Annotated in this window: 25 protein-coding genes; 7 read left to right on the top strand and 18 right to left on the bottom strand. The window is 46.3% G+C overall.

Features of this window, described 5'->3' with window-relative positions; genetic code table 11:
* Positions 1-2: 2 nt before the first annotated feature.
* The 6 genes from AC1WMD_RS12570 to speE all read right to left on the bottom strand — a co-directional run bounded on the left by AC1WMD_RS12570 (position 3) and on the right by speE (position 4834).
* Complete coding sequence (locus tag AC1WMD_RS12570; RefSeq protein WP_043906293.1) at positions 3-170, bottom strand: XapX domain-containing protein; 168 nt, start codon at positions 168-170, stop codon at positions 3-5.
* Between the two features lie 144 nt (positions 171-314).
* The gene (argS, locus tag AC1WMD_RS12565; protein WP_043906294.1) at positions 315-1985 is read right to left on the bottom strand and encodes an arginine--tRNA ligase; all 1671 of its coding nucleotides are present in this window, start codon (positions 1983-1985) and stop codon (positions 315-317) included.
* 3 nt (positions 1986-1988) lie between these two features.
* Positions 1989-2420: a YwiB family protein gene (locus AC1WMD_RS12560; protein WP_043906295.1), complete on the bottom strand. Its 432-nt coding sequence runs from the start codon at positions 2418-2420 to the stop codon at positions 1989-1991.
* A gap of 214 nt (positions 2421-2634) precedes the next feature.
* Entirely contained in the window at positions 2635-3003 is a 369-nt protein-coding gene (locus AC1WMD_RS12555) for a cytochrome-c oxidase (RefSeq protein ID WP_043906296.1), read from the bottom strand.
* Between the two features lie 108 nt (positions 3004-3111).
* Complete coding sequence (gene speB, locus AC1WMD_RS12550) at positions 3112-3993, bottom strand: agmatinase (RefSeq protein WP_494257454.1); 882 nt, start codon at positions 3991-3993, stop codon at positions 3112-3114.
* Between the two features lie 13 nt (positions 3994-4006).
* Positions 4007-4834: a polyamine aminopropyltransferase gene (gene speE / locus AC1WMD_RS12545; RefSeq protein ID WP_017436917.1), complete on the bottom strand. Its 828-nt coding sequence runs from the start codon at positions 4832-4834 to the stop codon at positions 4007-4009.
* A 202-nt stretch (positions 4835-5036) separates the two neighbouring features.
* On the opposite strand from speE, the gene AC1WMD_RS12540 reads away from it, so the two are divergent.
* Complete coding sequence (locus tag AC1WMD_RS12540; RefSeq protein WP_043906298.1) at positions 5037-7088, top strand: transglycosylase domain-containing protein; 2052 nt, start codon at positions 5037-5039, stop codon at positions 7086-7088.
* A 252-nt stretch (positions 7089-7340) separates the two neighbouring features.
* Here AC1WMD_RS12540 and AC1WMD_RS12535 read toward each other — a convergent pair whose 3' ends face one another.
* Positions 7341-7853, bottom strand: a complete 513-nt coding sequence (locus tag AC1WMD_RS12535; RefSeq protein ID WP_043906299.1) for a YwhD family protein — start codon at positions 7851-7853, stop codon at positions 7341-7343.
* 18 nt (positions 7854-7871) lie between these two features.
* Complete coding sequence (locus AC1WMD_RS12530; RefSeq protein WP_494257453.1) at positions 7872-8540, bottom strand: site-2 protease family protein; 669 nt, start codon at positions 8538-8540, stop codon at positions 7872-7874.
* A gap of 557 nt (positions 8541-9097) precedes the next feature.
* Between AC1WMD_RS12530 and thmT the strand changes: the two genes are divergently transcribed.
* Together thmT and AC1WMD_RS12520 are read left to right on the top strand one after the other, a co-directional pair.
* Positions 9098-9283, top strand: a complete 186-nt coding sequence (gene thmT, locus AC1WMD_RS12525) for a 2-hydroxymuconate tautomerase (RefSeq protein WP_043906301.1) — start codon at positions 9098-9100, stop codon at positions 9281-9283.
* A gap of 114 nt (positions 9284-9397) precedes the next feature.
* A complete protein-coding gene (locus AC1WMD_RS12520; protein ID WP_043906302.1) occupies positions 9398-10699 on the top strand; it encodes an NCS2 family permease in 1302 nt (433 codons plus the stop codon).
* Between the two features lie 24 nt (positions 10700-10723).
* Here AC1WMD_RS12520 and AC1WMD_RS12515 read toward each other — a convergent pair whose 3' ends face one another.
* The 3 genes from AC1WMD_RS12515 to AC1WMD_RS12505 form a co-directional block, all read right to left on the bottom strand.
* The gene (locus AC1WMD_RS12515; RefSeq protein WP_043906303.1) at positions 10724-11242 is read right to left on the bottom strand and encodes a YwgA family protein; all 519 of its coding nucleotides are present in this window, start codon (positions 11240-11242) and stop codon (positions 10724-10726) included.
* 13 nt (positions 11243-11255) lie between these two features.
* The gene (locus AC1WMD_RS12510) at positions 11256-12557 is read right to left on the bottom strand and encodes an HD domain-containing protein (RefSeq protein ID WP_017436924.1); all 1302 of its coding nucleotides are present in this window, start codon (positions 12555-12557) and stop codon (positions 11256-11258) included.
* 147 nt (positions 12558-12704) lie between these two features.
* Complete coding sequence (locus AC1WMD_RS12505) at positions 12705-12932, bottom strand: YuzB family protein (protein WP_043906304.1); 228 nt, start codon at positions 12930-12932, stop codon at positions 12705-12707.
* A gap of 252 nt (positions 12933-13184) precedes the next feature.
* Between AC1WMD_RS12505 and AC1WMD_RS12500 the strand changes: the two genes are divergently transcribed.
* On the top strand, positions 13185-13844 hold the full coding sequence (locus AC1WMD_RS12500; RefSeq protein ID WP_043906305.1) for an RsfA family transcriptional regulator: 660 nt from the start codon (positions 13185-13187) through the stop codon (positions 13842-13844).
* 34 nt (positions 13845-13878) lie between these two features.
* Here the strand turns inward: AC1WMD_RS12500 and lipL are convergent, their stop codons facing one another.
* Both lipL and pta read right to left on the bottom strand, forming a co-directional pair.
* Positions 13879-14712 carry an octanoyl-[GcvH]:protein N-octanoyltransferase gene (lipL, locus tag AC1WMD_RS12495; protein ID WP_043906306.1) on the bottom strand — a complete coding sequence of 278 codons (834 nt, stop codon included), beginning with the start codon at positions 14710-14712 and terminating at the stop codon, positions 13879-13881.
* An 83-nt stretch (positions 14713-14795) separates the two neighbouring features.
* Positions 14796-15770, bottom strand: a complete 975-nt coding sequence (gene pta, locus AC1WMD_RS12490) for a phosphate acetyltransferase (protein ID WP_043906307.1) — start codon at positions 15768-15770, stop codon at positions 14796-14798.
* A 209-nt stretch (positions 15771-15979) separates the two neighbouring features.
* Here pta and hemQ point away from each other — a divergent pair, with 209 nt between their 5' ends.
* The 3 genes from hemQ to gerQ all read left to right on the top strand — a co-directional run bounded on the left by hemQ (position 15980) and on the right by gerQ (position 17910).
* Positions 15980-16726: a hydrogen peroxide-dependent heme synthase gene (gene hemQ, locus AC1WMD_RS12485; protein WP_043906308.1), complete on the top strand. Its 747-nt coding sequence runs from the start codon at positions 15980-15982 to the stop codon at positions 16724-16726.
* 183 nt (positions 16727-16909) lie between these two features.
* A complete protein-coding gene (locus tag AC1WMD_RS12480) occupies positions 16910-17332 on the top strand; it encodes a cell wall hydrolase (RefSeq protein ID WP_043906309.1) in 423 nt (140 codons plus the stop codon).
* A gap of 23 nt (positions 17333-17355) precedes the next feature.
* Positions 17356-17910: a spore coat protein GerQ gene (gene gerQ / locus AC1WMD_RS12475; RefSeq protein WP_043906310.1), complete on the top strand. Its 555-nt coding sequence runs from the start codon at positions 17356-17358 to the stop codon at positions 17908-17910.
* A gap of 62 nt (positions 17911-17972) precedes the next feature.
* Here the strand turns inward: gerQ and AC1WMD_RS12470 are convergent, their stop codons facing one another.
* The 5 genes from AC1WMD_RS12470 to AC1WMD_RS12450 all read right to left on the bottom strand — a co-directional run bounded on the left by AC1WMD_RS12470 (position 17973) and on the right by AC1WMD_RS12450 (position 20324).
* Positions 17973-18161 carry a hypothetical protein gene (locus AC1WMD_RS12470; RefSeq protein ID WP_043906311.1) on the bottom strand — a complete coding sequence of 63 codons (189 nt, stop codon included), beginning with the start codon at positions 18159-18161 and terminating at the stop codon, positions 17973-17975.
* A gap of 32 nt (positions 18162-18193) precedes the next feature.
* A complete protein-coding gene (locus AC1WMD_RS12465; RefSeq protein WP_043906312.1) occupies positions 18194-18565 on the bottom strand; it encodes a DUF423 domain-containing protein in 372 nt (123 codons plus the stop codon).
* A gap of 113 nt (positions 18566-18678) precedes the next feature.
* The gene (locus AC1WMD_RS12460; RefSeq protein ID WP_494257452.1) at positions 18679-18939 is read right to left on the bottom strand and encodes a YwdI family protein; all 261 of its coding nucleotides are present in this window, start codon (positions 18937-18939) and stop codon (positions 18679-18681) included.
* 30 nt (positions 18940-18969) lie between these two features.
* The gene (locus AC1WMD_RS12455) at positions 18970-19656 is read right to left on the bottom strand and encodes a uracil-DNA glycosylase (RefSeq protein WP_494257451.1); all 687 of its coding nucleotides are present in this window, start codon (positions 19654-19656) and stop codon (positions 18970-18972) included.
* A 416-nt stretch (positions 19657-20072) separates the two neighbouring features.
* Positions 20073-20324, bottom strand: a complete 252-nt coding sequence (locus AC1WMD_RS12450) for a GlsB/YeaQ/YmgE family stress response membrane protein (RefSeq protein WP_166907574.1) — start codon at positions 20322-20324, stop codon at positions 20073-20075.
* Positions 20325-20382 lie beyond the last annotated feature (58 nt).

Below are 20382 nucleotides of genomic sequence, written 5' to 3'. Positions count from 1 at the left end.
CGTTATTTCCAAAAATAGCTAACCCATTCAAATATTTTCATCCCTAAGTATACCCCGACAATCCCAGCAATACCAGCTAAAGCCGGCGGAGCAGGAATCGGCAAACGGAACAGCGTAAATAAAAAGCCGACCACCATCCCAGTTAGCAGCGATAAAATCACTTCTTTCATTTCCGTTTCCTCCATGTGTTTTTTTCATCATGATGTCCATAAGAAAGAGGGGGTATTCCCCCTCTTTCGAGCATTGATTTGCAATATTTCCTAAACAGAATGGCTGGCAAATCCACCTCAAAAACGCTCTACGCTGCTATTTTGTCACATTTTTTCCGGCGCCGATACGCCGATGAGCGCCAGCGCGTTTTGCAGCGTAATTTGCACGGCTTTCATGAGCGCTAAACGCGCCCGGCTTTTTTCAATGTTTTCCGGATCTAATACTTTTTCCGCATTGTAAAAGCTATGCAGTGCCGACGCCAGCTCAAACACGTAGCCGGTCACGCGGTGCGGCATCCGCTTCACAGCCGCTTCTGCCACGGCACTTGGGAACTCGCCAAGCTTTTTCAACAGCTCGATTTCTTTTTCCGTTTCGATATAATCAAGTTGCAAATCGCCTTCATACGATAAGTTTTGCTCCTCGCCCTGGCGGAGAATGCTCGAGACGCGGGCATGCGCATATTGCACATAGTAGACCGGATTTTCATTCGACTGCGAAACGGCAAGGTCCATATCAAAATCCAAATGCGTGTCGCTCGAGCGCATCGCAAAGAAGTAGCGAACGGCATCCAAGCCAACCTCTTCCATTAATTCGCGCATCGTCACCGCTTTGCCGGTACGCTTGCTCATTTTGACCCGTTCGCCATTTTGGTACAAGTTGACTAATTGAATAATTTCCACTTCCAACACGTCCGGGTCATAGCCGAGCGCCGCAATCGCCGCTTTCATCCGCGGAATATAGCCGTGATGGTCGGCGCCCCAAATGTTAATAATTTTCGCAAATCCGCGGCGCAGCTTATCTTGATGGTAGGCAATGTCCGGCAGTAAATACGTATACGTGCCGTCTTTTTTGATTAACACGCGGTCTTTGTCATCGCCAAACGCCGTGGAGCGGAACCATGTCGCCCCGTCTTTTTCGTAAATATGGCCGCGTTCGCGCAGCGCCGCCAGCGCTTCATCAATTTTTCCGCTTGTATATAAAGATGTTTCCGAATACCAAACATCGAACGAGACGCGGAAATCGGCCAAATCTTTTTTAATCTTTTCTAATTCATAGTTGAGTCCGTACTCGCGGAAAAAGGCAAGCCGCTCTTGTTCATCGATATGGACAAATTTGTCGCCATGCTCCTCGGCCAGCTTTTTGCCGATTTCGACAATATCTTCGCCGTAATAGCCGTCTTCCGGCATGGCTTTCTCGATGCCGAGCGCCTGGAAGTAACGGGCTTCAACCGATTTAGCTAGGTTGTAAATTTGATTGCCGGCATCGTTAATATAATATTCACGCGTCACATCAAATCCGGCTTTTGCTAAAATATTGCATAGCGAATCGCCGACCGCAGCACCGCGGGCATGGCCTAAATGCAAATCGCCGGTTGGGTTAGCGGAAACAAACTCGACTTGCACTTTTTGCCCGTTTCCGACGTTCGTTTCCCCATAAGCTTGTCCTGCTTGAATGATTGTTGGAACCAGTTCCGTTAAATAACGGTTGTCCATATAAAAGTTAATAAACCCTGGACCGGCAATGTCGATGTTGGCGATGGACGCTTTTGTGCGGTCGAAGTGCTGCACGATTTCTTCCGCGATCGCCCGCGGCGGTTTTTTCGCAATGCGGGCCAGCTGCATTGCCATATTCGTCGAATAGTCGCCGTGCGCTTTTTCTCTCGGCACTTCTAAAATCACATCCGGCATTTCTTCCTCTTTCGCAAGTCCGGCGCTAATGACGGCGCGCTTAATTTCTTCTTTGATCCGTTCCTTCATTTGTTCGACAATGTTCATTATCTATACCCCCTTAAACATAATCGTCATCGCATGGCGGCCTATTTTTTCATTTTGCATCTGCAGCTGGTACGATACAAACAACTGCCCTTTTTTCCGCCTGTCATCATAATGAAACTCGATATGATCGGTTTTTGTTTTCATCGTCCATTGCCCGAACGAAGTGCGGTAATGGCCGGTCGTTTCTTCCGTTTCGCGGAACGCATGGCGCATATGCACCGCTCCGGAACGAATGACGACCACTTCCCCGTTCGTTATTTTGACGATCGTCTTAATGTTGCCGAGTTCGTGCTGCTCCTCAAATTGCAAATACATGGCATTTTCTTTTATGTAGTAAAGCCCTTTTGCTTCTAACACAACCGTTTCTTTGTGCAGCCCGTCACGAATATCGGTCACTTGTTTCAGCTGCATCGGGATTCCGTTTTGTTTCTCCATCGAGAACACGCCCTTGCTAAAAAACAATAATAACTTAATTAAGTATAAAGGAATTAATTCCTTTGATTCAAGAGGAGAAGAAAGTATGCTGGCATACGTTACAAGGAAAATTTGCCTCTAAGCGCGTTTTCCGTAGCTTTTTGGCGCAAATCGGCCAGAATTTCACAGGAAAAAGCACCATCTTGAGTAAGATGGCGCTTTTAAGGAAACATATTTATGGTTGTTTTACATTTTGCAACACATTGATCGTAAAGACGATGACAGCGATGACGACAAGTGTTCCGCCAAGGGCAGTAACTGGGATCCATGCATTGTTTCCATAAACGACAAAAATAAGACCAATCATCATGAGTGGCAAGCCGATATTATGAAGCCAAAAGTGGGTTTTTGCTAGTTTTGTTGCTGCTGCTTGCGGGAATAAATGATAAATAATTCCAGCTAGCGTTAACGCGGTCCAGCCAAGCAAGTTGATGTGAACGTGAACCGGGGTCAACGTAAATGAGTGGGAAATCGACATGTAAAGTCCTAAACATACCCCAATCATAAAATAAACGGCGGAAATTTTAATAAGTCGTATCCCCATTATAATCCCCCTAAAACTAGGATAATGATACTACACTATATTATTCCATACAGGTCTATATTCCTAAAAAAATCCCGACCCCAGTAGAAATGGAGTCGGGATTTGCCATCAGCGGCGTTTTGGCACCCAGCCGAGAATCATTTCGCGAATGAGTTTGCTTGCGGTGTTGGCCGTTTGTTCGGAATGGTCATAAATCGGCGCTACTTCCACTAAATCGGCACCAACGACGCGAACATCCGATTTCGCGATTTCATGAATGGCCGCCAATAGTTCTTTCGATGTAATGCCGCCGGCGTCGACCGTTCCCGTACCCGGGGCATGCGCAGGGTCTAAAACGTCGATGTCAATCGTCACGTACACCGGACGCCCAGCCAGCTTTGGCAGCACTTCCCGAAGCGGATTGAGCACTTCAAATTTCGCGATGTACATGCCGTTTTCTTTCGCCCATTCGAATTCTTCTTTCATGCCGGAACGAATGCCGAACGAAAAGACGTTTGTCGGTCCGATTAAATCGGCTGCTTTGCGAATCGGCGTCGCGTGGGATAGTGGCTCGCCCTCGTAATGTTCACGCAAGTCGGTATGGGCGTCCATATGGATAACCGCTAAATCCGGATATTTTTTATATACCGCTTTAATGACCGGCCAGGAAACGAGATGCTCACCGCCGATGCCAAGCGGAAATTTATCTGCGGCTAAAATTTGATCGACAAAGTCTTCGATGATATCCAAGCTGCGTTGCGCGTTTCCAAACGGAAGCGGAATATCGCCGGCGTCAAAATATTTCACTTCTCTAAGTTCGCGGTCTAAATATGGGCTATATTCCTCGAGACCGATGGATACTTCACGGATGCGGGCCGGACCGAAGCGGGAGCCAGGGCGATAGCTTACCGTCCAGTCCATCGGCATCCCGTAAATCACCGCTTCGCTTTCCGCAAAATTCGGGTGGCTTCCGATAAACACATTGCCCGAATACGCCTCGTCAAATCTCATGATGCCATCCCCCTCATTTCAATAAATCAGCAACAAATTTCGGCAGCACAAAGCACGCTTTATGCAGCTCTTTCGTGTAATATTTCGTCTCGATGTCATGGAAGCGATCATCGCTTACTTCAAGCGGATCGTATTTTTTCGAACCGATCGTAAACGTCCAAAGCCCGCTTGGATACGTTGGGATGTTTGCCGTATATAAACGCGTAATCGGGAAAATTTCGCGCACGTCGCGGTATACGTTGCGGATTAAATCCGCCTTAAACCAAGGGTTATCAGTCTGAGCGACAAAAATACCGTCTTCTTTCAACGCTTTGGCGATGCCGGCGTAAAATCCTTTCGTAAATAAATTTACTGCCGGACCGACCGGCTCTGTCGAATCGACCATAATGACATCGTATTCATTTTCGCTTTTTGCAATATGCATAAAACCGTCATCCACTTTTACTTCAACGCGCGGATCGTCAAGCTTTCCGGCGATCTCCGGCAAATATTTTTTCGAGCATTCAATAACTTTGCCGTCAATTTCTACGAGCGTCGCTTTTTTGACGCTTGGATGTTTCAGCACTTCGCGGATGACACCGCCATCGCCTCCGCCGACAACAAGCACATTTTCCGGATTTGGATGGGTGAACAGCGGAACGTGCGCGACCATTTCATGGTAGACAAATTCGTCTTTTTGCGTTGTCATCACCATTCCATCTAAAATAAGCATGTTGCCGAACTGTTCTGTTTCGACCATGTCCAGCTTTTGGAATGGAGTTTGTTCTGTATGTAAAGTACGTTTAATTCTCGCTGTAATGCCAAAATGCTCTGTCTGTTTTTCGGTAAACCATAATTCCATCGGTAACATCCTTTCTCTGCTCGTTTCCACTTCTCGTATACGCTATTTTCATCTTTCCCTCGCGGAAAAAAACTAAACATGAAAAAGTATAGAGCAATCTAGCAAAAATGCAAGAGGTACTTGATAGAAAAAACGTTTAAAATAGAAAAAAATTTTTCATACTAATACAAATATGGTTTATGAAGTTATGAGGTGATGAACGTTGGAAATCATCCCAAGCAGCCGGTTTCGCGGGACGTGGAAATATATTCGGGCGTTCGCCTTTATTAGTTTCATCCTAGCAATCTTATCGGCCGTTACGCTTGGCGGCTTCATCTTATTTGCAAAAATCAAAGGCGCTCCTCCTTTAGCGGTGCCGCAAACAACGATTTTTTATGCAGATGACGGCACAAAAATCGGCGAAAGCGATAACGGGCAAAAGCGCTACTGGGTCAAGCTTGACGATATATCCCCTTATGTCATACAGGCGACAATTGCTGTAGAAGACCGCAAGTTTTACGAACATCACGGCTTTGATATCAAACGGATTATCGGCGCTGTCGCCGCGGATATAAAAGCGATGGCGAAAGTACAAGGAGCGAGCACGATCACTCAGCAATACGCGCGCAATTTATTTTTAACTCACGATAAGACATGGACAAGAAAATTACAAGAGGCGCTTTACACGATCCGCCTTGAAGCAAATTACAGCAAAAATCAAATTCTTGAAGGTTATTTGAACACGATTTACTACGGTCACGGCGCTTACGGGATCGAGGCAGCGGCCCGCTATTATTTCGGCAAACATGCAAAAGACCTTACGCTAAGCGAAGCGGCGATGTTAGCCGGCATCCCGAAAGGTCCGTACTACTACTCTCCGTTGATTAACGAAAAGAGGGCCAAGGCGCGGCAAAAAACGGTGCTGTTATCGATGGAACAATCCGGATACATCAACAAAAAAGAAGCGGAGCAAGCGTATCAAGACAAGCTTGTTTATACACATCATCACGAAATGAAACAAAAAAATATTGCCCCTTATTTTCAAGACGTTGTTAAACATGTGCTGCGCAATCAATTAGGACTTGACGAACGAACAATCGAGTTGGGCGGCCTGCGCGTATATACATCGCTCGATCCGCACATGCAAAAAATCGCGGAACAGGAAATAAACGCGATCATTGACCCGCACTCCCAAATTCAAGCCGCACTCGTCGCGATGGACCCGCGCACGGGAGAAGTAAAAGCGCTCGTCGGCGGCAGGGACTATGAAAAAAGTCCGTTTAACCGCGCTGTGCAGGCACAGCGGCAGCCGGGATCCACCTTTAAACCGTTTTTATACTATGCCGCAATTCGCGAAGGTTTCACCCCTTCCACGCAAATGCGCAGCGAACTGACGACGTTTACGTTTGATAACGGCAAAGCGACCTATACCCCGCATAACTATAATGACTACTATGCCAATGACGCGATTACACTTGCGCAGGCAATCGCCTTATCGGATAACGTGTTTGCCGTTAAAACCCATTTATTTATCGGTGAAAACAAGCTCGTGGAAACGGCAAAAAAGCTAGGGATTACAAGCAAATTAAAGGCAGTCCCGTCGCTAGCGCTCGGCACCTCGCCGGTCAAAGTGATCGATATGGTCAAAGCCTACAGCGCCTTTGCTAATAACGGCAAAAAAGTCGAGCCTGTTTTTATCAAAAAAGTCGTCAACCAGCAGGGAGAAATCATTTACGAATACAAACCGGAAAGCAAACAAGTGCTTGATCCTGACGCCGCTTACGTCACGACCCAGCTGATGACGGGCATGTTTGACCCGAAATTAAATGATTACACGACGGTAACCGGCCAATCGATTCGCAAACAGATAACACGTCCATATGCCGGCAAATCGGGAACAACCGAAACGGATAGCTGGATGATCGGATTTGCGCCGCAATTAGTAGCAGGAGTATGGACGGGTTACGACCGCGGGGAAACGATTGATAAAATGGTGGAGAAACAATATGCAAAACAAATTTGGGTTCGCTTCATGGAAAAAAGCTTGCAAGGAAAGCCAAAGAAAAAGTTTAAGCCGACAAAAGGCGTCGTCGGCGTGTACGTCGATCCAGATAACGGCAAACTTGCGACAAAATCATGTCCAGTAAGGCGGCTTACTTATTATATTACCGGCACCGAACCGAACGAATACTGCACAGATCATTTACCTGAAAAGAAAGCAAAGAAAAAAGAGAAAAAGAAACATTGGTTCGAAAAATGGTTCCCTTGGTTTTAGAAGAAAACCCCCCAAGCGTGATACGCTTGAGGGGTTTTCTCGTCCTAGTTTTATTGTGTTATACATGTAGGTTTAGTTTACCCTTTTTCCCTATAAACTACAAGTACCCGTCATAATACGTTCACAAAACCGTCACATATATGGAATTTACTGAAAAATGCCAGCCTATCCCCATGCAAAAAAACAGCCTTCCGTCTCATCGCGTTGCTTTCTCTTTTGTGCCGGGGCCAGCTTATTTGATACAGAGAGGATTTACTTTTCTCCTTCCAACCCTTTTTTCAATTCGTCGCTGGAACGATTCCACATCTCCATATCATGTTGTTTTAAAAAGTCGGCAAGCACCCGTTTTGATTTCTCATCCATATGATCAACGATAATGTGCCGTTTTAGCGATTTATCTAAACGATTCACATGCTCTGGCAGCAGTTTGTAGCCGCGGCGCGTTTCCCTATCGACCGTCATTTCGCAGGCGGTCACACCGGCATAATACGGCCCGTCTTCTCTCCGTTCAATCGTGACCCAGACGATCCAATACGGCTTGCCATTCGGTACTTCATCACGGTTTGGCAAAAATTTAATGCCCCGCTCCACCGCGCTGCGGGCATGCATCGCGCCCATGTCGACGAACGCCTCACCCGCTTCGACATCAATAATCACCGGGGAAACGTTCTCCAAACTTAACGCCCCGGCGCCAAAACCGCGGTGGCCGTCGGTCGGATCGTCTTTAATAATATTAAACCCGATGTTTTTCTTCTTTTTTTCCATTAAACCTCCTCCTTCCTGTCACATGAACAATTCGGCAAAAAATGATTGCAAATTTTCAAGGACAAATGGAATCGCCACCTGAAAAATCGGCTCGATCGTATAACTGTCAAGCGGGGTCAGCACTAAAATGAGAAACAAAAGCATCCCATAGCTTTCCCATTGCGTCATTTTCGCACGAACACCTTGCGGGGCTAAATCTTCGATAATCCGATACCCATCAAGGGGCGGAAACGGAAGCAAGTTAAAAATAAACAACACAACATTTAAACCAATAAAAATTTGAAAAAAGAGGTCAAACCCCGCGGCAAACCAATCGGGAAGCGCCCGCATGACGCCGAAATGAATCATGCTATACCAGACAAGAAACCCAAGCGCGGCAAGCAATAAATTGCTTAGCGGGCCGGCAATCGATACAAGGATCCCGGCAAGACGCGGATGTTTAAAATGAAAGCGGTTGACCGGAACAGGCTTTGCCCAGCCGAAACCAGCAAGAAAAATGAGCAACGTACCAAACAGATCCAAATGGGCAAGCGGCGATAGCGTCAGCCTGCCCTCATGTTTGGCCGTCGGATCGCCAAATTTATAAGCGACGTAAGCATGGGCGAATTCATGTACCGAAAAGGCGATCGCCAGCGTCAGCAATACATATGGAATTTCACTTAACGGGTATGGCAATAAATGTTCCACTCTGTTTAACTCCTTTTTCCACACATTACATTTATTTTTAGTATACATGATTTACTGGAAAAAGTGGACTGAAGTTCTTTTTTTCATCGTTTTAGCGCAGGAGACCCCCACTTCAACGAATGAGAAGGGCGGAGCCCAATGAGTAAGTGGGGGAGGAATGCGCCTTCCTCCTTTCTCTTCTAATATGCTATCATTAACTTATGGAGAAAACCGTTGGATAAGGCACTCCATCGACTACTCGATATAGGAGGTTGGTTGCAGAATCGTTGCAACCGTAAAATATCGAGCGTCATCTTCGCCGTCTGTTGTGTGTGGAAAATGAGTACTGCCAACAGACGAATCGGAACGAACCAGTAGCGGTACAGGCATGCCCTGGATCGCTGGGCAGTTGTCAACCTGCCTAAAGTAACACCAAGTCAAGGAAGGAGGTTCGTAAAAGAACCGCTTGCACTTCTGGGTAGTTACAAGCCCCCACTTCAAAAGCCTCTAGGCTCTAAGTGGTGGGTAGTTGACGATATAATCAACACGACAAGAGATGACAAAAAGGAGGAGCACCGATGCCTTACGTAACGATCAAAATGCTTGAAGGACGCACGGAAGAACAGAAAAAGGCGCTTGTCGAAAAAGTGACAGAAGCAGTCGCCGAAACAACGGGCGCTTCGAAAGACAAAATCGTCGTTTTCATTGAAGAAATGACGAAAAATCATTACGCTGTCGGCGGTAAACGGTTGAGCGACGAATAATGAGCGTGCAGGCAAGGAACTTTTTATTTGTTCCTTGCTTTTTTATTGCGGATTTTTTAAAAAACGAATATTATTATATATGCATTTAAAAATGTTCGTTTTTGGAGGTAAATGATGTTTGATTTAAGGAAACATAACACGAATTTAAAAACAGAAATCATTGCCGGATTGACGACGTTTTTAACGATGGTATATATCATCGTCGTGAACCCTGTTGTATTATCGGATGCCGGCGTTCCGTTTTCTCAGGTCTTCACCGCTACGATTATCGCCACCGTCATCGGAACGCTATGGATGGCGCTATTTGCTAACTATCCGATCGCGATTGCGCCGGGAATGGGGTTAAACGCGTATTTTGCTTACTCCGTTGTCGGATCGCATGGCAATATTTCCTATGAAACAGCATTCTCGGCTGTGTTCGTTGCCGGAATCCTTTTCGTCATTTTGTCGCTCACGCCGTTTCGCAGCAAACTGATCGAAGCAATTCCAGAAAACTTAAAACATGGCATTACCGCGGGAATCGGCTTGTTTATCGCCTTTATCGGCATGCGCCTCACTGGCATCATTCAAGCGCATCCACAAAACTTGGTCGCGTTAGGCAATTTGCACTCGCCATCGGTCATTTTGACGTTGGTCGGTTTAGCGGTTACGCTTGTGCTTATGTCGCTTGGCGTCAACGGCGCGCTCTTTTTCGGGATGGTCATTACCGGAGTGATTGCTTATTTCACCGGACAATTGAAATTTGACAAAGGCTTCGTTTCCGTGCCATCGCTTCCGGAAGGGCTTGTTGTCGCCAATCCCCTTACCGCCATCGGCGATGTCATTCAATACGGATTGTACGCCGTTGTGTTTTCCTTTTTGCTTGTGACGATTTTTGACACGACGGGAACGATGATTGGCGTCGCCCAGCAAGCCGGACTGATGAAAGGAAAAACGATGCCGCGCGCTCGCGAGGCGCTGCTTTCCGACTCGATTGCGACGACGATCGGCGCAATGTTCGGCACAAGCCCGACATCGGCGTATATCGAATCTTCTTCCGGCGTTGCCGCCGGAGGGCGTACGGGTATTACAGCGCTGACGGTCGCCCTCTTATTTGCCTTATCCGCCTTTTTTGGGCCGCTTGTTGGCGCCGTATCCGGCATTTCAGCGATTACCGCGCCGGCGTTAATTATCGTCGGAAGCTTAATGATGGGAAACATCGCCCATATTCAGTGGGATCAATTAGATGAAGCATTCCCGGCGTTTCTCATCATTTTAAGCATGCCGCTGACTTCAAGCATCGCCACGGGAATCGCGTTAGGGTTTATTTCGTACCCTCTGTTAAAAATCACGCGAGGCAAATGGCGCGAGGTGCATCCGCTCGTATATATTTTTGCTGTTCTCTTCTTCTATCAGCTTGCCTTTCTGCCTCATTAACGCAACGAAAAAACGAAGTCCCGTTCAGGCGTGGACTTCGTTTTTTACTTTAGCACGCAATTGTTCAATATAGGTATACGCCTGTTCCACTTCTTCTTCCGTATAGCGCTGCTTGCTTTTTAATAAAAATACTTTTTCTTTCACTTCTTCTTTCGGTAAATGTTCAAAGTAGAGCACCGTCGATACAAGCTCTAAAAACCGCGAATTTTGCCCGTTCATCTCTTGCATGCATTCACGCAAATGAGGCATGTCCAACTCGTAATGGTTTAAAAACTGCATACCCGCTTCCGTCAGCGTGTAGCGATATTGAAAATAACCGCCTTTTTTCTCTTTTACTTCGTGCAAAAACCCTAAATCACAAAGCTCCTCAATGCGGCATGTTAATTCTTCCGAATACGGTCCGTAAAAATGAAAATCAAATTTCTCATAAAACGGAAACTGCAATTTTTTCGCGATGTAAATCATTTTTTGCAGCTTTTTGCGACCGACGATTTCCCCCGCTGCCGCCAGCGCCTTCATCACTTTCGCATGCTCTGTGAACACTTCCCGTCATCTCCTAACCCTCTAAAATTTCAATAATTTTTTTCTTTGTCGTCCGCTTTGTCGAAAAATCATAAATGAAATCAGCGGGAAAATATAACTTATGGTCGGTTCTGCGCTTGCCGGAAATCGCATCGACAAGCACCGATTCCCGCGACAGCTCGCGGAGCTCTCCGTTCGGCATCAATAAATAAATCGGCAGCCGCTCTCCTTCCTCGCCGGGACGGTAAAAGTCATACGGCAAATCGGACGAAGAATCGACGACTAAGTAATATTCCGGATCAATGCCCGCTTTTTTAAACAAGCCGGTCAGTTCGATCAGCTTTGTCATCTGTTCATTTGTTGGATTAAATTCGACATATTTGAATAAATGACGGTTGACAAAACGGCGGCATAGGTCGCTTAAAATCGCATCGCGTTCGTGCTGCCACTGTTGAAAATAAAACAAAATCACCGCCTCATCAAGCTGCAAATAATCTTGCAATTCTACCGTCCCAGTAAAAAACGAATAAAAATGAATCGGCTTCGTTTGAAACTCATATCCTTCTTCATACAGCCTTTTTGCCCGGTGTAAAATTTTCGTTAAAATGACCTCGGCGCTACGCGTGACCGGATGGAAATAGACTTGCCAATACATTTGATAGCGGCTCATAATATAGTCCTCGACCGCGTGCATGCCGCTGCGCTTAATAACGACTTGGTCTTCACGCGGACGCATAACGCGCAAAATCCGTTCCATATCAAAATTGCCGTAGCTGACGCCGGTATAATACGCATCTCTTAGCAAATAATCCATCCGGTCGGCGTCGATTTGACTGGAAATCAAACTGACAACAAGCTTATTCGGATACGTTTTCGCAATTACTTCCGCCACTTTTTTCGGGAAATCGTCGCTGACGCGGCGGAGCACGGCGTTCACTTCCGTATCCCCTAAAATAATCGCCTGGGTGAAATCTTCATGATCGAGCCGAAACACTTTTTCAAAGGAATGGGAGAACGGCCCGTGGCCTAAATCATGCAATAGCGCCGCACATAGGCAAAGAAGCCGCTCGCTGTGGTCCCAATGTTCGCGGCCGACGAACACATCATCAATAATGCGGCGAATAATTTCGTAGACGCCAAGCGAATGGTTAAAACGGCTATGCTCGGCGCCGTGAAACGTCAAATATGTCGTGCCGAGTTGTTTAATGCGGCGCAAACGCTGAAATTCTTTCGTTCCAATCAAATCCCAAATCACTTTATCACGAACGTGTATGTACCGATGCACTGGATCTTTAAATACTTTTTCTTCACTCAACTGCCCGCCGGGATATGCCATGTTATCCCCTCTTCCATTTCTAACATGAATCTATTATAAGCCGTTTTCTTTTATAAAGAAATACTTGATTTTTCCGGCTTTACCTCTCATTATTTCCTAAAAATAGAAACAAAAAATCACCTTCTCGTCAAAAAGGAAGGCGATTTTTTAACTCTTCTTTAATCTTTCGGCAATTTTCTCAATCAGCTCATCCTCTGTCAGCGCCGCGACCGGACGGTTATTGACAAAGGCAAACGTTTTTTTGCGGCCCGGGCCGCAATACGATTGGCAGCCGATTTTAATCGTTGCGTTGGGATCCAACTTTTTTAAACGCGGAATTAACGTTTTCAAATTTGGCGCTTTGCAATCATCACAAACGCGAAATTCATTTGCCATGCTGGCTCACCCTTTCTCTGCGCTCGCTTGCGTTTGTTTACACTATCGTGTATTCTAACGCTTCTTTTTGCCTATTGCAAGTTTGTTGGCTTCCGGCTTACCTTCCATTTCCTTCCTCTATTATGCTCCTAGCATGTGGTTCGTTCACAATTCTTGCAATTTTTGATTCACCGAAACTAAAAAATGTATAAGATTTACTATTTTTGTCCATGCTTCTACTAGCAAACAAGAAAAAAAGGGGAGTTGAGAACGATGAAGCAACGACAAGATGCATGGACAGAAGAAGATGATTTGCTATTAGCGGAAACGGTGTTGCGCCATGTGCGAGAAGGAAGCACACAGCTAAACGCCTTTGAAGAAGTCGGCGATAAATTAAACCGGACAGCGGCGGCCTGCGGGTTCCGCTGGAATGCGGTCGTCCGGCGCCGTTACGAACAAGCACTGCAGCTTGCCAAACGGCAGCGCAAAGAAAGACAGCGGCTTTTAGGCAAACAGCAAGGCGGGAAGAAAAAACTGCTTTACAATCCTCCTGTTCCTTCGCTAGCAGAAATCGGGGAAATCACCCAATTGCCGGCGGTTGTATCTCCCGCTAGTGAATCAGCATCGATTACATTAGATCAAGTGATTTCCTTTTTGCAAACATTGAAAACGACTTACCGCCAGCACGAAGCGATCACAAAAGAAAATGAACGTCTGCGCAAAGAAAATGAAGAAATGCGGGCGAAAAATAAAGAATTAGAAAAGAAAATTGCCAAACTAGAAGAAAACTCTTCCACGATTCAAGAAGATTATGAAACATTGGTAAGAATTATTAATAGAGCTCGCAAGCTTGTTTTGCAAGAAGAAGAGGAGCGGCAGGCGCTCAAATTTCGAATGGACCAAAACGGAAATTTGGAAAAAATTGCAGAGTAATAACGGCTGCCCTGTTTTCCTAGGGCAGCCGTTATCATTTGACGAACGCTTTTTCATTGCGGCTAACGATGCGCTCCCAATAATGTTCGTATAAAGACAGCTCTTCTCCCGTCAGCGTCGAGGAATACAGCTTTCCGCCAAACGACTGGAGCGTGCGCAATAAAAGAAGCATCACCGCTGGGATTGTCAGCTCGTCCCCGAGCAATTCCGAAAGCGACGCCATCGTGCTTGGGACAATGGCCGGATAGGAAAACTTCGTCGCTTCCCCTTGCAATCCGAGCTCATAAAAACGGCGGATTAACTCGGCGCGCGCCGAACCGCTTCCGCTCACACATAAATAAATTTGCACCGCTGCGCCGCCGCGCACGCGCCGCTGCGAAATGCCAGCGAATTTTTTGCCGTCAATGCTGAGATCATAACTGCCCGGACAATAGGAACCAACGATTTCCCGCGCTTCAATCGCTTTACCGTAAGATGAAAACATCGTTTTGACGAGCTGCCACATCGCTTCATATCCTTGATTAATATCAATCGCTTTCGTCGTTTCCGAGAAAATAAGCGATATATTGAGCACCCCTTCATCAAGGACGACGGCAAGCCCCCCGGAATTGCGGACAATCACCTTGTATTGGTTTGTTTCTAAAAAAGACACCGCTTCCTGCAAATAGGGAAGCTTTGTATCTTGAATTCCTAACACGACCGTATTGTAATGCACCCATGTGCGGACGACGGCATCAGACTGTCCCGTTCCAACCGATGTGCAAAGCGTATCATCGATGGCAAACGATTGTTTCGCGTCAAACATCGGGCCGAAATGCGATTGGTCAATAATGCGCCATCTCGCCTGCTGCAACAATTCATGGACCATTTGCGTTTTTCTCCTTAGCAAAGTAATCTGAAAAAATTATATCATAAAAAAAGGATGACCATCATTGTCATCCTTTTTCCGCGTTACAGCGATTGCGCTGCGGTAATGAGCGTCAGTTTGTACACATCTTCGGCGTTGCAGCCGCGCGATAGGTCGTTGACCGGCTTATTCAGCCCTTGCAAAATCGGACCGATCGCTTCAAAATTACCGAGACGTTGAGCGATTTTATAGCCAATATTTCCCGCTTCTAAGCTTGGGAAGATAAATACGTTCGCATCGCCTTGAATGACGGAATCCGGTGCTTTCTTTTTCGCGACAGATGGAACGAACGCGGCGTCGAATTGAAACTCGCCGTCTAACACTAAATCCGGCGCCATTTCTTTCGCGATTCGCACCGCTTCAACGACTTTTTCCGTTTCCGGCGATTTCGCCGATCCTTTTGTCGAAAAGCTTAGCATCGCTACGCGCGGTTCGATATCGAACATTCTTGCCGTATTGGCGCTCTCAACGGCGATTTCCGCTAAATCTTGGCTGTCCGGGGCAATGTTGATTGCGCAATCGGCAAATACGTATTTTTCCTCACCGCGCACCATAATAAATACGCCTGACGTTTTGCGGACGCCTTGTTTTGTTTTAATGATTTGCAATGCCGGCCGGACCGTATCGGCAGTCGAATGGGCAGCGCCGCTAACAAGCCCATGCGCTTGATCCATGTAAACAAGCATTGTGCCAAAATAATTTTCGTCAAGAAGCATTTGCCGCGCCGCTTCTTCGCTCACTTTTCCTTTGCGGCGCTCAACAAACGCGGCAACAAGCTCGTCCATTTTCTCGTATTGCTGCGGGTCGATAATTTCGACATTTTCAAGCGTCAAGCCAAGCTCATTTGCTTTTTGTTTCACCGCTTCTTTATTGCCGATGACAATCGGCACGACGAGCTGTTCTTGCACCAGGCGGCTGACCGCTGTTAAAATGCGCTCATCAAGACCTTCCGGAAAGACAATTTTGCGCTGTTTTCCTGCTATTTTCGCTTTTAAAGCGGCAAATAAATCATTGCTCACGAACGAATCCTCCTCAATTAATAAAATCCACTATATACTAGCATACTCTTATTATGGAGAAACGCAATGAAGTTAAGCCCTTACAACAAATAGTTGTTCTATTAAAATAATTCTGTTTACTTCGCTTCCTATGCGACTTTCGCGCGTTTTTTGGCTAAACTATGGTATAGTGAAACTGTAAACTACATAATAAACAAGGAGTGAACGATATGAGCGAAGCGGCACAAACACTCGATGGCTGGTATTGCCTTCATGATTTCCGCTCGATCGACTGGAGCGCGTGGAAAACGTTAACGAGCGATGAGCGTGAAGCAGCGATTCGTGAGTTTTTATCTTTAGTTGAAAAATGGCAAGAAACAGAAGATAAAAAAGAAGGCAGCCACGCTATTTATACAATCGTCGGTCAAAAGGCAGATATTATGTTTATGATTTTACGTCCGACGATCGAAGAATTGAACGAAATCGAAACGGCGCTAAACAAAACAAAACTGGCCGAATGTTTAGTACCGGCCTATTCTTACGTTTCCGTTGTCGAGCTAAGCAACTACTTAGCCTCCGGCGATGAGGACCCTTATCAAATTCCGGAAGTGCGCCGCCGTCTTTACCCAATTTTGCCGAAAACGAAACACATTTGCTTCTATCCGATGGACAAGCGCCGGCAAGGCAATGACAACTGGTATATGCTTTCAATGGAAGAACGGCGCAATTTAATGCGCGCGCATGGCATGACTGGCCGCAAATACGCCGGCAAAGTGACGCAAATTATCACCGGCTCCGTCGGCTTGGATGACTTTGAATGGGGCGTTACATTATTCTCCGATGACGCATTGCAATTTAAAAAGCTCGTTTATGAAATGCGGTTTGACGAAGTGAGCGCCCGCTATGGAGAATTTGGATCTTTCTTTGTTGGAAACCGTTTAACAGTAGAAAAAGTGCCGTTATTTTTACATGTGTAACCTCAACGGGGATGCATTCTTTAAGCATCCCCGATTTTTTTGGACAATCCCCGTTTTTCTGTCATATCCCGTTTTTCTTCCCCATAAATATAAAATCAGAAATTCGTTTATAAATTTGTCACCATTTCTCGCTTCCGCAATAGCCTATTATTGTCGAGAAAAAAGACCGTATGGGGTGACAATATGGCTGTTGTGGCATGCACAGATGAAGATGTCAAATTGCTGGCAAGACTGATGCGGGCAGAAGCAGAAGGTGAAGGAAGACTTGGCATGTTATTGGTAGGAAACGTTGGAGTGAACCGTTGCATTGCCGATTGCCTTGACTTTCGGGGGATACGCACCATCCGCCAAATGGTGTTTCAAAGCCCGGGCGGTTTTGAAGCAGTGCAAAAGGGCTATTTCTACCAAAGAGCAAGAAGCATCGACATTCAATTAGCCCGTCAAGTGATTCGCGGCTGGCGGTACCATCCTGCGACAAACGCGCTTTGGTTTTTTAAACCAGGGGGAGAATGTCCAGCGCAGTGGTTTAACCAATGGAACGTCGGTCGTTATAAGTCGCATTGTTTTTATGCACCATCGCGGAGTGAGTGCCCAAGAGTATATTAAACTTTCATAGAGGAGGTTACCCTATGTCCAATAATTCATATGAAAATGCGTTTAACCCGCTCGAAGATGAGCGTCAACAACCGTATCAATCTTATCAACCTTATCAGTGGTATCCATATGGATATATGTACCCACAAACTTACTATCCAATGGCTTATCCATACTACCAGCAGCCAATGACGATGATGCAGCAGCCAATGACGGCGCCAACTTCTGCATTTGGCTTACAAACGCCTTCTTTCGCGGCCCAAACACCGACAACCGCAAGCCAGCCGTCCATCCCTGGCATGCTGCCAATCGAAGAGTCATACATTGAAAACATTTTGCGCCTCAACAAAGGAAAACTCGTTACCGTATATATGACGTTTGAAAACAACCGTGAGTGGAACGCAAAAATATTCCGCGGAACCATCGAAGCGGCGGGACGCGACCATTTAATCTTGAGAGATCCACAAACGGAAATGCGCTACTTATTGCCGATGATTTACCTTGATTATATTACGTTTGACGGGGAAATTGCCTACGAATATCCATTTGCTGGAGCGACGGCGCAATTGAGCAGCTATTCCCCGCGATAACCGCAAACAATAAGGTTGCTTTGGCAACCTTATTTTTTATGCCTTCCCCACTCGCTCTGCCGCTAGCCATTCGGCTTCGCTGGTGCTTCCGCCATGGAGCCGAACGGATGGACGAAATCAGCGGCATGAAATGGGCGGCCTGGCATCACTGGGTCTTCGGATTGCTCTTTGTTTTTGGCATATCCCTGTAAACGAACGTCAGGAAAAACTTTCGGCCATTTGCCATCCGCAAAGAACCGTTTATATTCCAAAAAATAAGGAGCGCTTCATGGAAACGCTCCTTTCAACCTATTTTCATTGCCGCATAACCGATCAGCACCCATGCGATTAAAAAGGCAACGCCGCCAAACGGGGTGATCGCTCCAAGCGGTTTGATTTGCGTCACGCTTAACACATACAAGCTTCCGGAAAATAAGACGATGCCGATAAACATAATCCAGCCGGCCGTGCTGATCAAGCCTGCTTGCGGAAACTTGCCAAGCAGCAGCCCAACGACCAACAGGCCAAGCGCATGAAACATTTGGTACTGCACCGCCGTTTTCCATATTTCTAAATAACGCTCTGGAATCTTTCCTTCTAACCCATGCGCCCCAAACGCCCCAAGCGCAACGGCTAAAAAGGCGTTCAGCGCTCCAAGAAAGACAAACGTTTTCATGACATCTCCGCCCTCTCCTGCACAGTGTTCATCCTTATCATAACGTATTTCGACAACAAAGAAAAACCCTTCTGCTCATGAAGGGTTTTCAGCATTGCTGTAAATACATTTCCCTAGAAATCCAACAGCGACGGACCGTTTGCGCCGTCGCCGATGTCGATTCGCTCTCCTTTTCCTTGCCGAAGCAAAAGCGGCGCCGCTTCCGGTAAAGACACCGACGGCATTTCTCGTTTTTCCTCTTCTTCCAACACCAAGTCACATAAAGCGCGTACGGCGGCGACATGTTCCCGCACGCGCTGCGGGCTATCCGCCGCCCTTGCTCTTCGCAGCTCTTCCTCCATTTTTGCCAAAATCGCCGCAATCGAAATCGTCAATGTATTCACTCCTCATCCAATTCATATCGCTTAAGCTTTGTTTCCTATGTTCTCAATCTGCCAGTCGATCGGCTCGTACCCGCATTGCTGCAAAAACGCGTTCGTGCGCGAAAACGGGCGATGGCCAAAAAAGCCGCGCGCCGCCGAAAACGGGCTTGGATGCGGCGCTTCGATAATGTAGTGATGCCGATTCGTAATTAGCTCTTTTTTCGCCTGCGCATGCCGCCCCCACAAAAGAAAGACGACCGGATCTTGTTTTTCGTTTACGAGCTCAATGACGCGGTCGGTGAAAAACTCCCATCCTTTTCCTCTATGGGAATTGGCCTGCCCGCGGCGTACCGTCAACACAGTGTTTAATAACAACACTCCTTGCTTCGCCCATTTTACCAAATATCCATTGTCTGGAATGTAACATCCTAAATCGTCGTGAAGCTCTTTAAAAATATTGACAAGCGACGGCGGCAGCGGCACTCCCGGTTTGACGGAAAAGCTCAGCCCGTGCGCCTGCCCCGGCCCGTGGTACGGGTCTTGTCCTAAAAGCACGACTTTCACTTGCGCATATGGCGTATAGTGAAGTGCGTTAAAAATATCATACATGTCCGGATAAATCGTCCGTGTACGGTATTCTTCTTTCAAAAATTCGCGAAGTTTTATGTAATATGGCTTATGAAATTCTTCTTCCAATAGTGGAGCCCAGTCATTTTTCAAAATCGCCATGTTGCTAACCCCTTTTTTGTTTACTCATTATTAATGTACCAAATCGAGCGTACTAAAATTAGATAAATAAAAACATAGCTCGTTCAATCGAAAAATGTCATCAACTGTTCATACCCAAGAAAGAAGCAGAGGGCGAACGCGGCGAGCGATACATGAACGCGTTCAAAACGATATAAATTTTTCAGACTCGCAAACGGATCAACACTCATGCCTGTTTATATTCTATGTTTTATTATAACATAGCACTTTTGGCCAAACCTACAAGCACATTTTCGAGAGCTTTTTGTTCACACTCGCTTCGTCCGTTTGCAGACGGTTTGCAAAACACGAAAAAGCTCCCCTCTCAGCAAGAGGAGCTTTTTTTACGTTTCATTTCATTTATCCTTACCTTAAACTCCCACTTCTAAACAAAATGTTCATTTCCGCATGCTTTTGAAAATCAGCCCAAGCAAAAAGACAAAAATTGCCGCGCCGATGATGGCAGGAATAATGGCGAAACCGCCAATGACAGGCCCCCATGTTCCGAACAACCAATGTCCAATCCAGCTGCCGACAAAACCAACAATCATTGATCCAATGATTCCACCGGGCATATCCGCTTTTACAAGCGCATCACCAATAGCCCCGATAATGGCGGCAATCACGATGGATATAATAAGTGACAACATGTAGCTAAACCTCCTTTTTCTCTATTACCTATAGTTTTCCCCTCTTGAAACAAAAAAA

Source organism: Parageobacillus sp. NEAU-HV-2 (assembly GCF_059115485.1).
The sequence above is the reverse complement of the archived record's forward strand: the minus strand, read 5'-3'. Positions and strand labels throughout refer to the sequence as shown.

Bases quoted from the DNA above. Each gene is read 5' to 3' on its own strand.
- AC1WMD_RS12570 (WP_043906293.1), bottom strand. From the start codon at position 170: ATGAAAGAAGTGATTTTATCGCTGCTAACTGGGATGGTGGTCGGCTTT.
- argS (WP_043906294.1), bottom strand. From the start codon at position 1,985: ATGAACATTGTCGAACAAATGAAGGAACGGATCAAAGAAGAAATTAAG.
- AC1WMD_RS12560 (WP_043906295.1), bottom strand. From the start codon at position 2,420: ATGGAGAAACAAAACGGAATCCCGATGCAGCTGAAACAAGTGACCGAT.
- AC1WMD_RS12555 (WP_043906296.1), bottom strand. From the start codon at position 3,003: ATGGGGATACGACTTATTAAAATTTCCGCCGTTTATTTTATGATTGGG.
- speB (WP_494257454.1), bottom strand. From the start codon at position 3,993: ATGAGATTTGACGAGGCGTATTCGGGCAATGTGTTTATCGGAAGCCAC.
- speE (WP_017436917.1), bottom strand. From the start codon at position 4,834: ATGGAATTATGGTTTACCGAAAAACAGACAGAGCATTTTGGCATTACA.
- AC1WMD_RS12535 (WP_043906299.1), bottom strand. From the start codon at position 7,853: ATGGAAAAAAAGAAGAAAAACATCGGGTTTAATATTATTAAAGACGAT.
- thmT (WP_043906301.1), top strand. From the start codon at position 9,098: ATGCCTTACGTAACGATCAAAATGCTTGAAGGACGCACGGAAGAACAG.
- AC1WMD_RS12520 (WP_043906302.1), top strand. From the start codon at position 9,398: ATGTTTGATTTAAGGAAACATAACACGAATTTAAAAACAGAAATCATT.
- AC1WMD_RS12510 (WP_017436924.1), bottom strand. From the start codon at position 12,557: ATGGCATATCCCGGCGGGCAGTTGAGTGAAGAAAAAGTATTTAAAGAT.
- AC1WMD_RS12505 (WP_043906304.1), bottom strand. From the start codon at position 12,932: ATGGCAAATGAATTTCGCGTTTGTGATGATTGCAAAGCGCCAAATTTG.
- AC1WMD_RS12500 (WP_043906305.1), top strand. From the start codon at position 13,185: ATGAAGCAACGACAAGATGCATGGACAGAAGAAGATGATTTGCTATTA.
- lipL (WP_043906306.1), bottom strand. From the start codon at position 14,712: ATGGTCCATGAATTGTTGCAGCAGGCGAGATGGCGCATTATTGACCAA.
- hemQ (WP_043906308.1), top strand. From the start codon at position 15,980: ATGAGCGAAGCGGCACAAACACTCGATGGCTGGTATTGCCTTCATGAT.
- AC1WMD_RS12480 (WP_043906309.1), top strand. From the start codon at position 16,910: ATGGCTGTTGTGGCATGCACAGATGAAGATGTCAAATTGCTGGCAAGA.
- gerQ (WP_043906310.1), top strand. From the start codon at position 17,356: ATGTCCAATAATTCATATGAAAATGCGTTTAACCCGCTCGAAGATGAG.
- AC1WMD_RS12465 (WP_043906312.1), bottom strand. From the start codon at position 18,565: ATGAAAACGTTTGTCTTTCTTGGAGCGCTGAACGCCTTTTTAGCCGTT.
- AC1WMD_RS12455 (WP_494257451.1), bottom strand. From the start codon at position 19,656: ATGGCGATTTTGAAAAATGACTGGGCTCCACTATTGGAAGAAGAATTT.
- AC1WMD_RS12450 (WP_166907574.1), bottom strand. From the start codon at position 20,324: ATGTTGTCACTTATTATATCCATCGTGATTGCCGCCATTATCGGGGCT.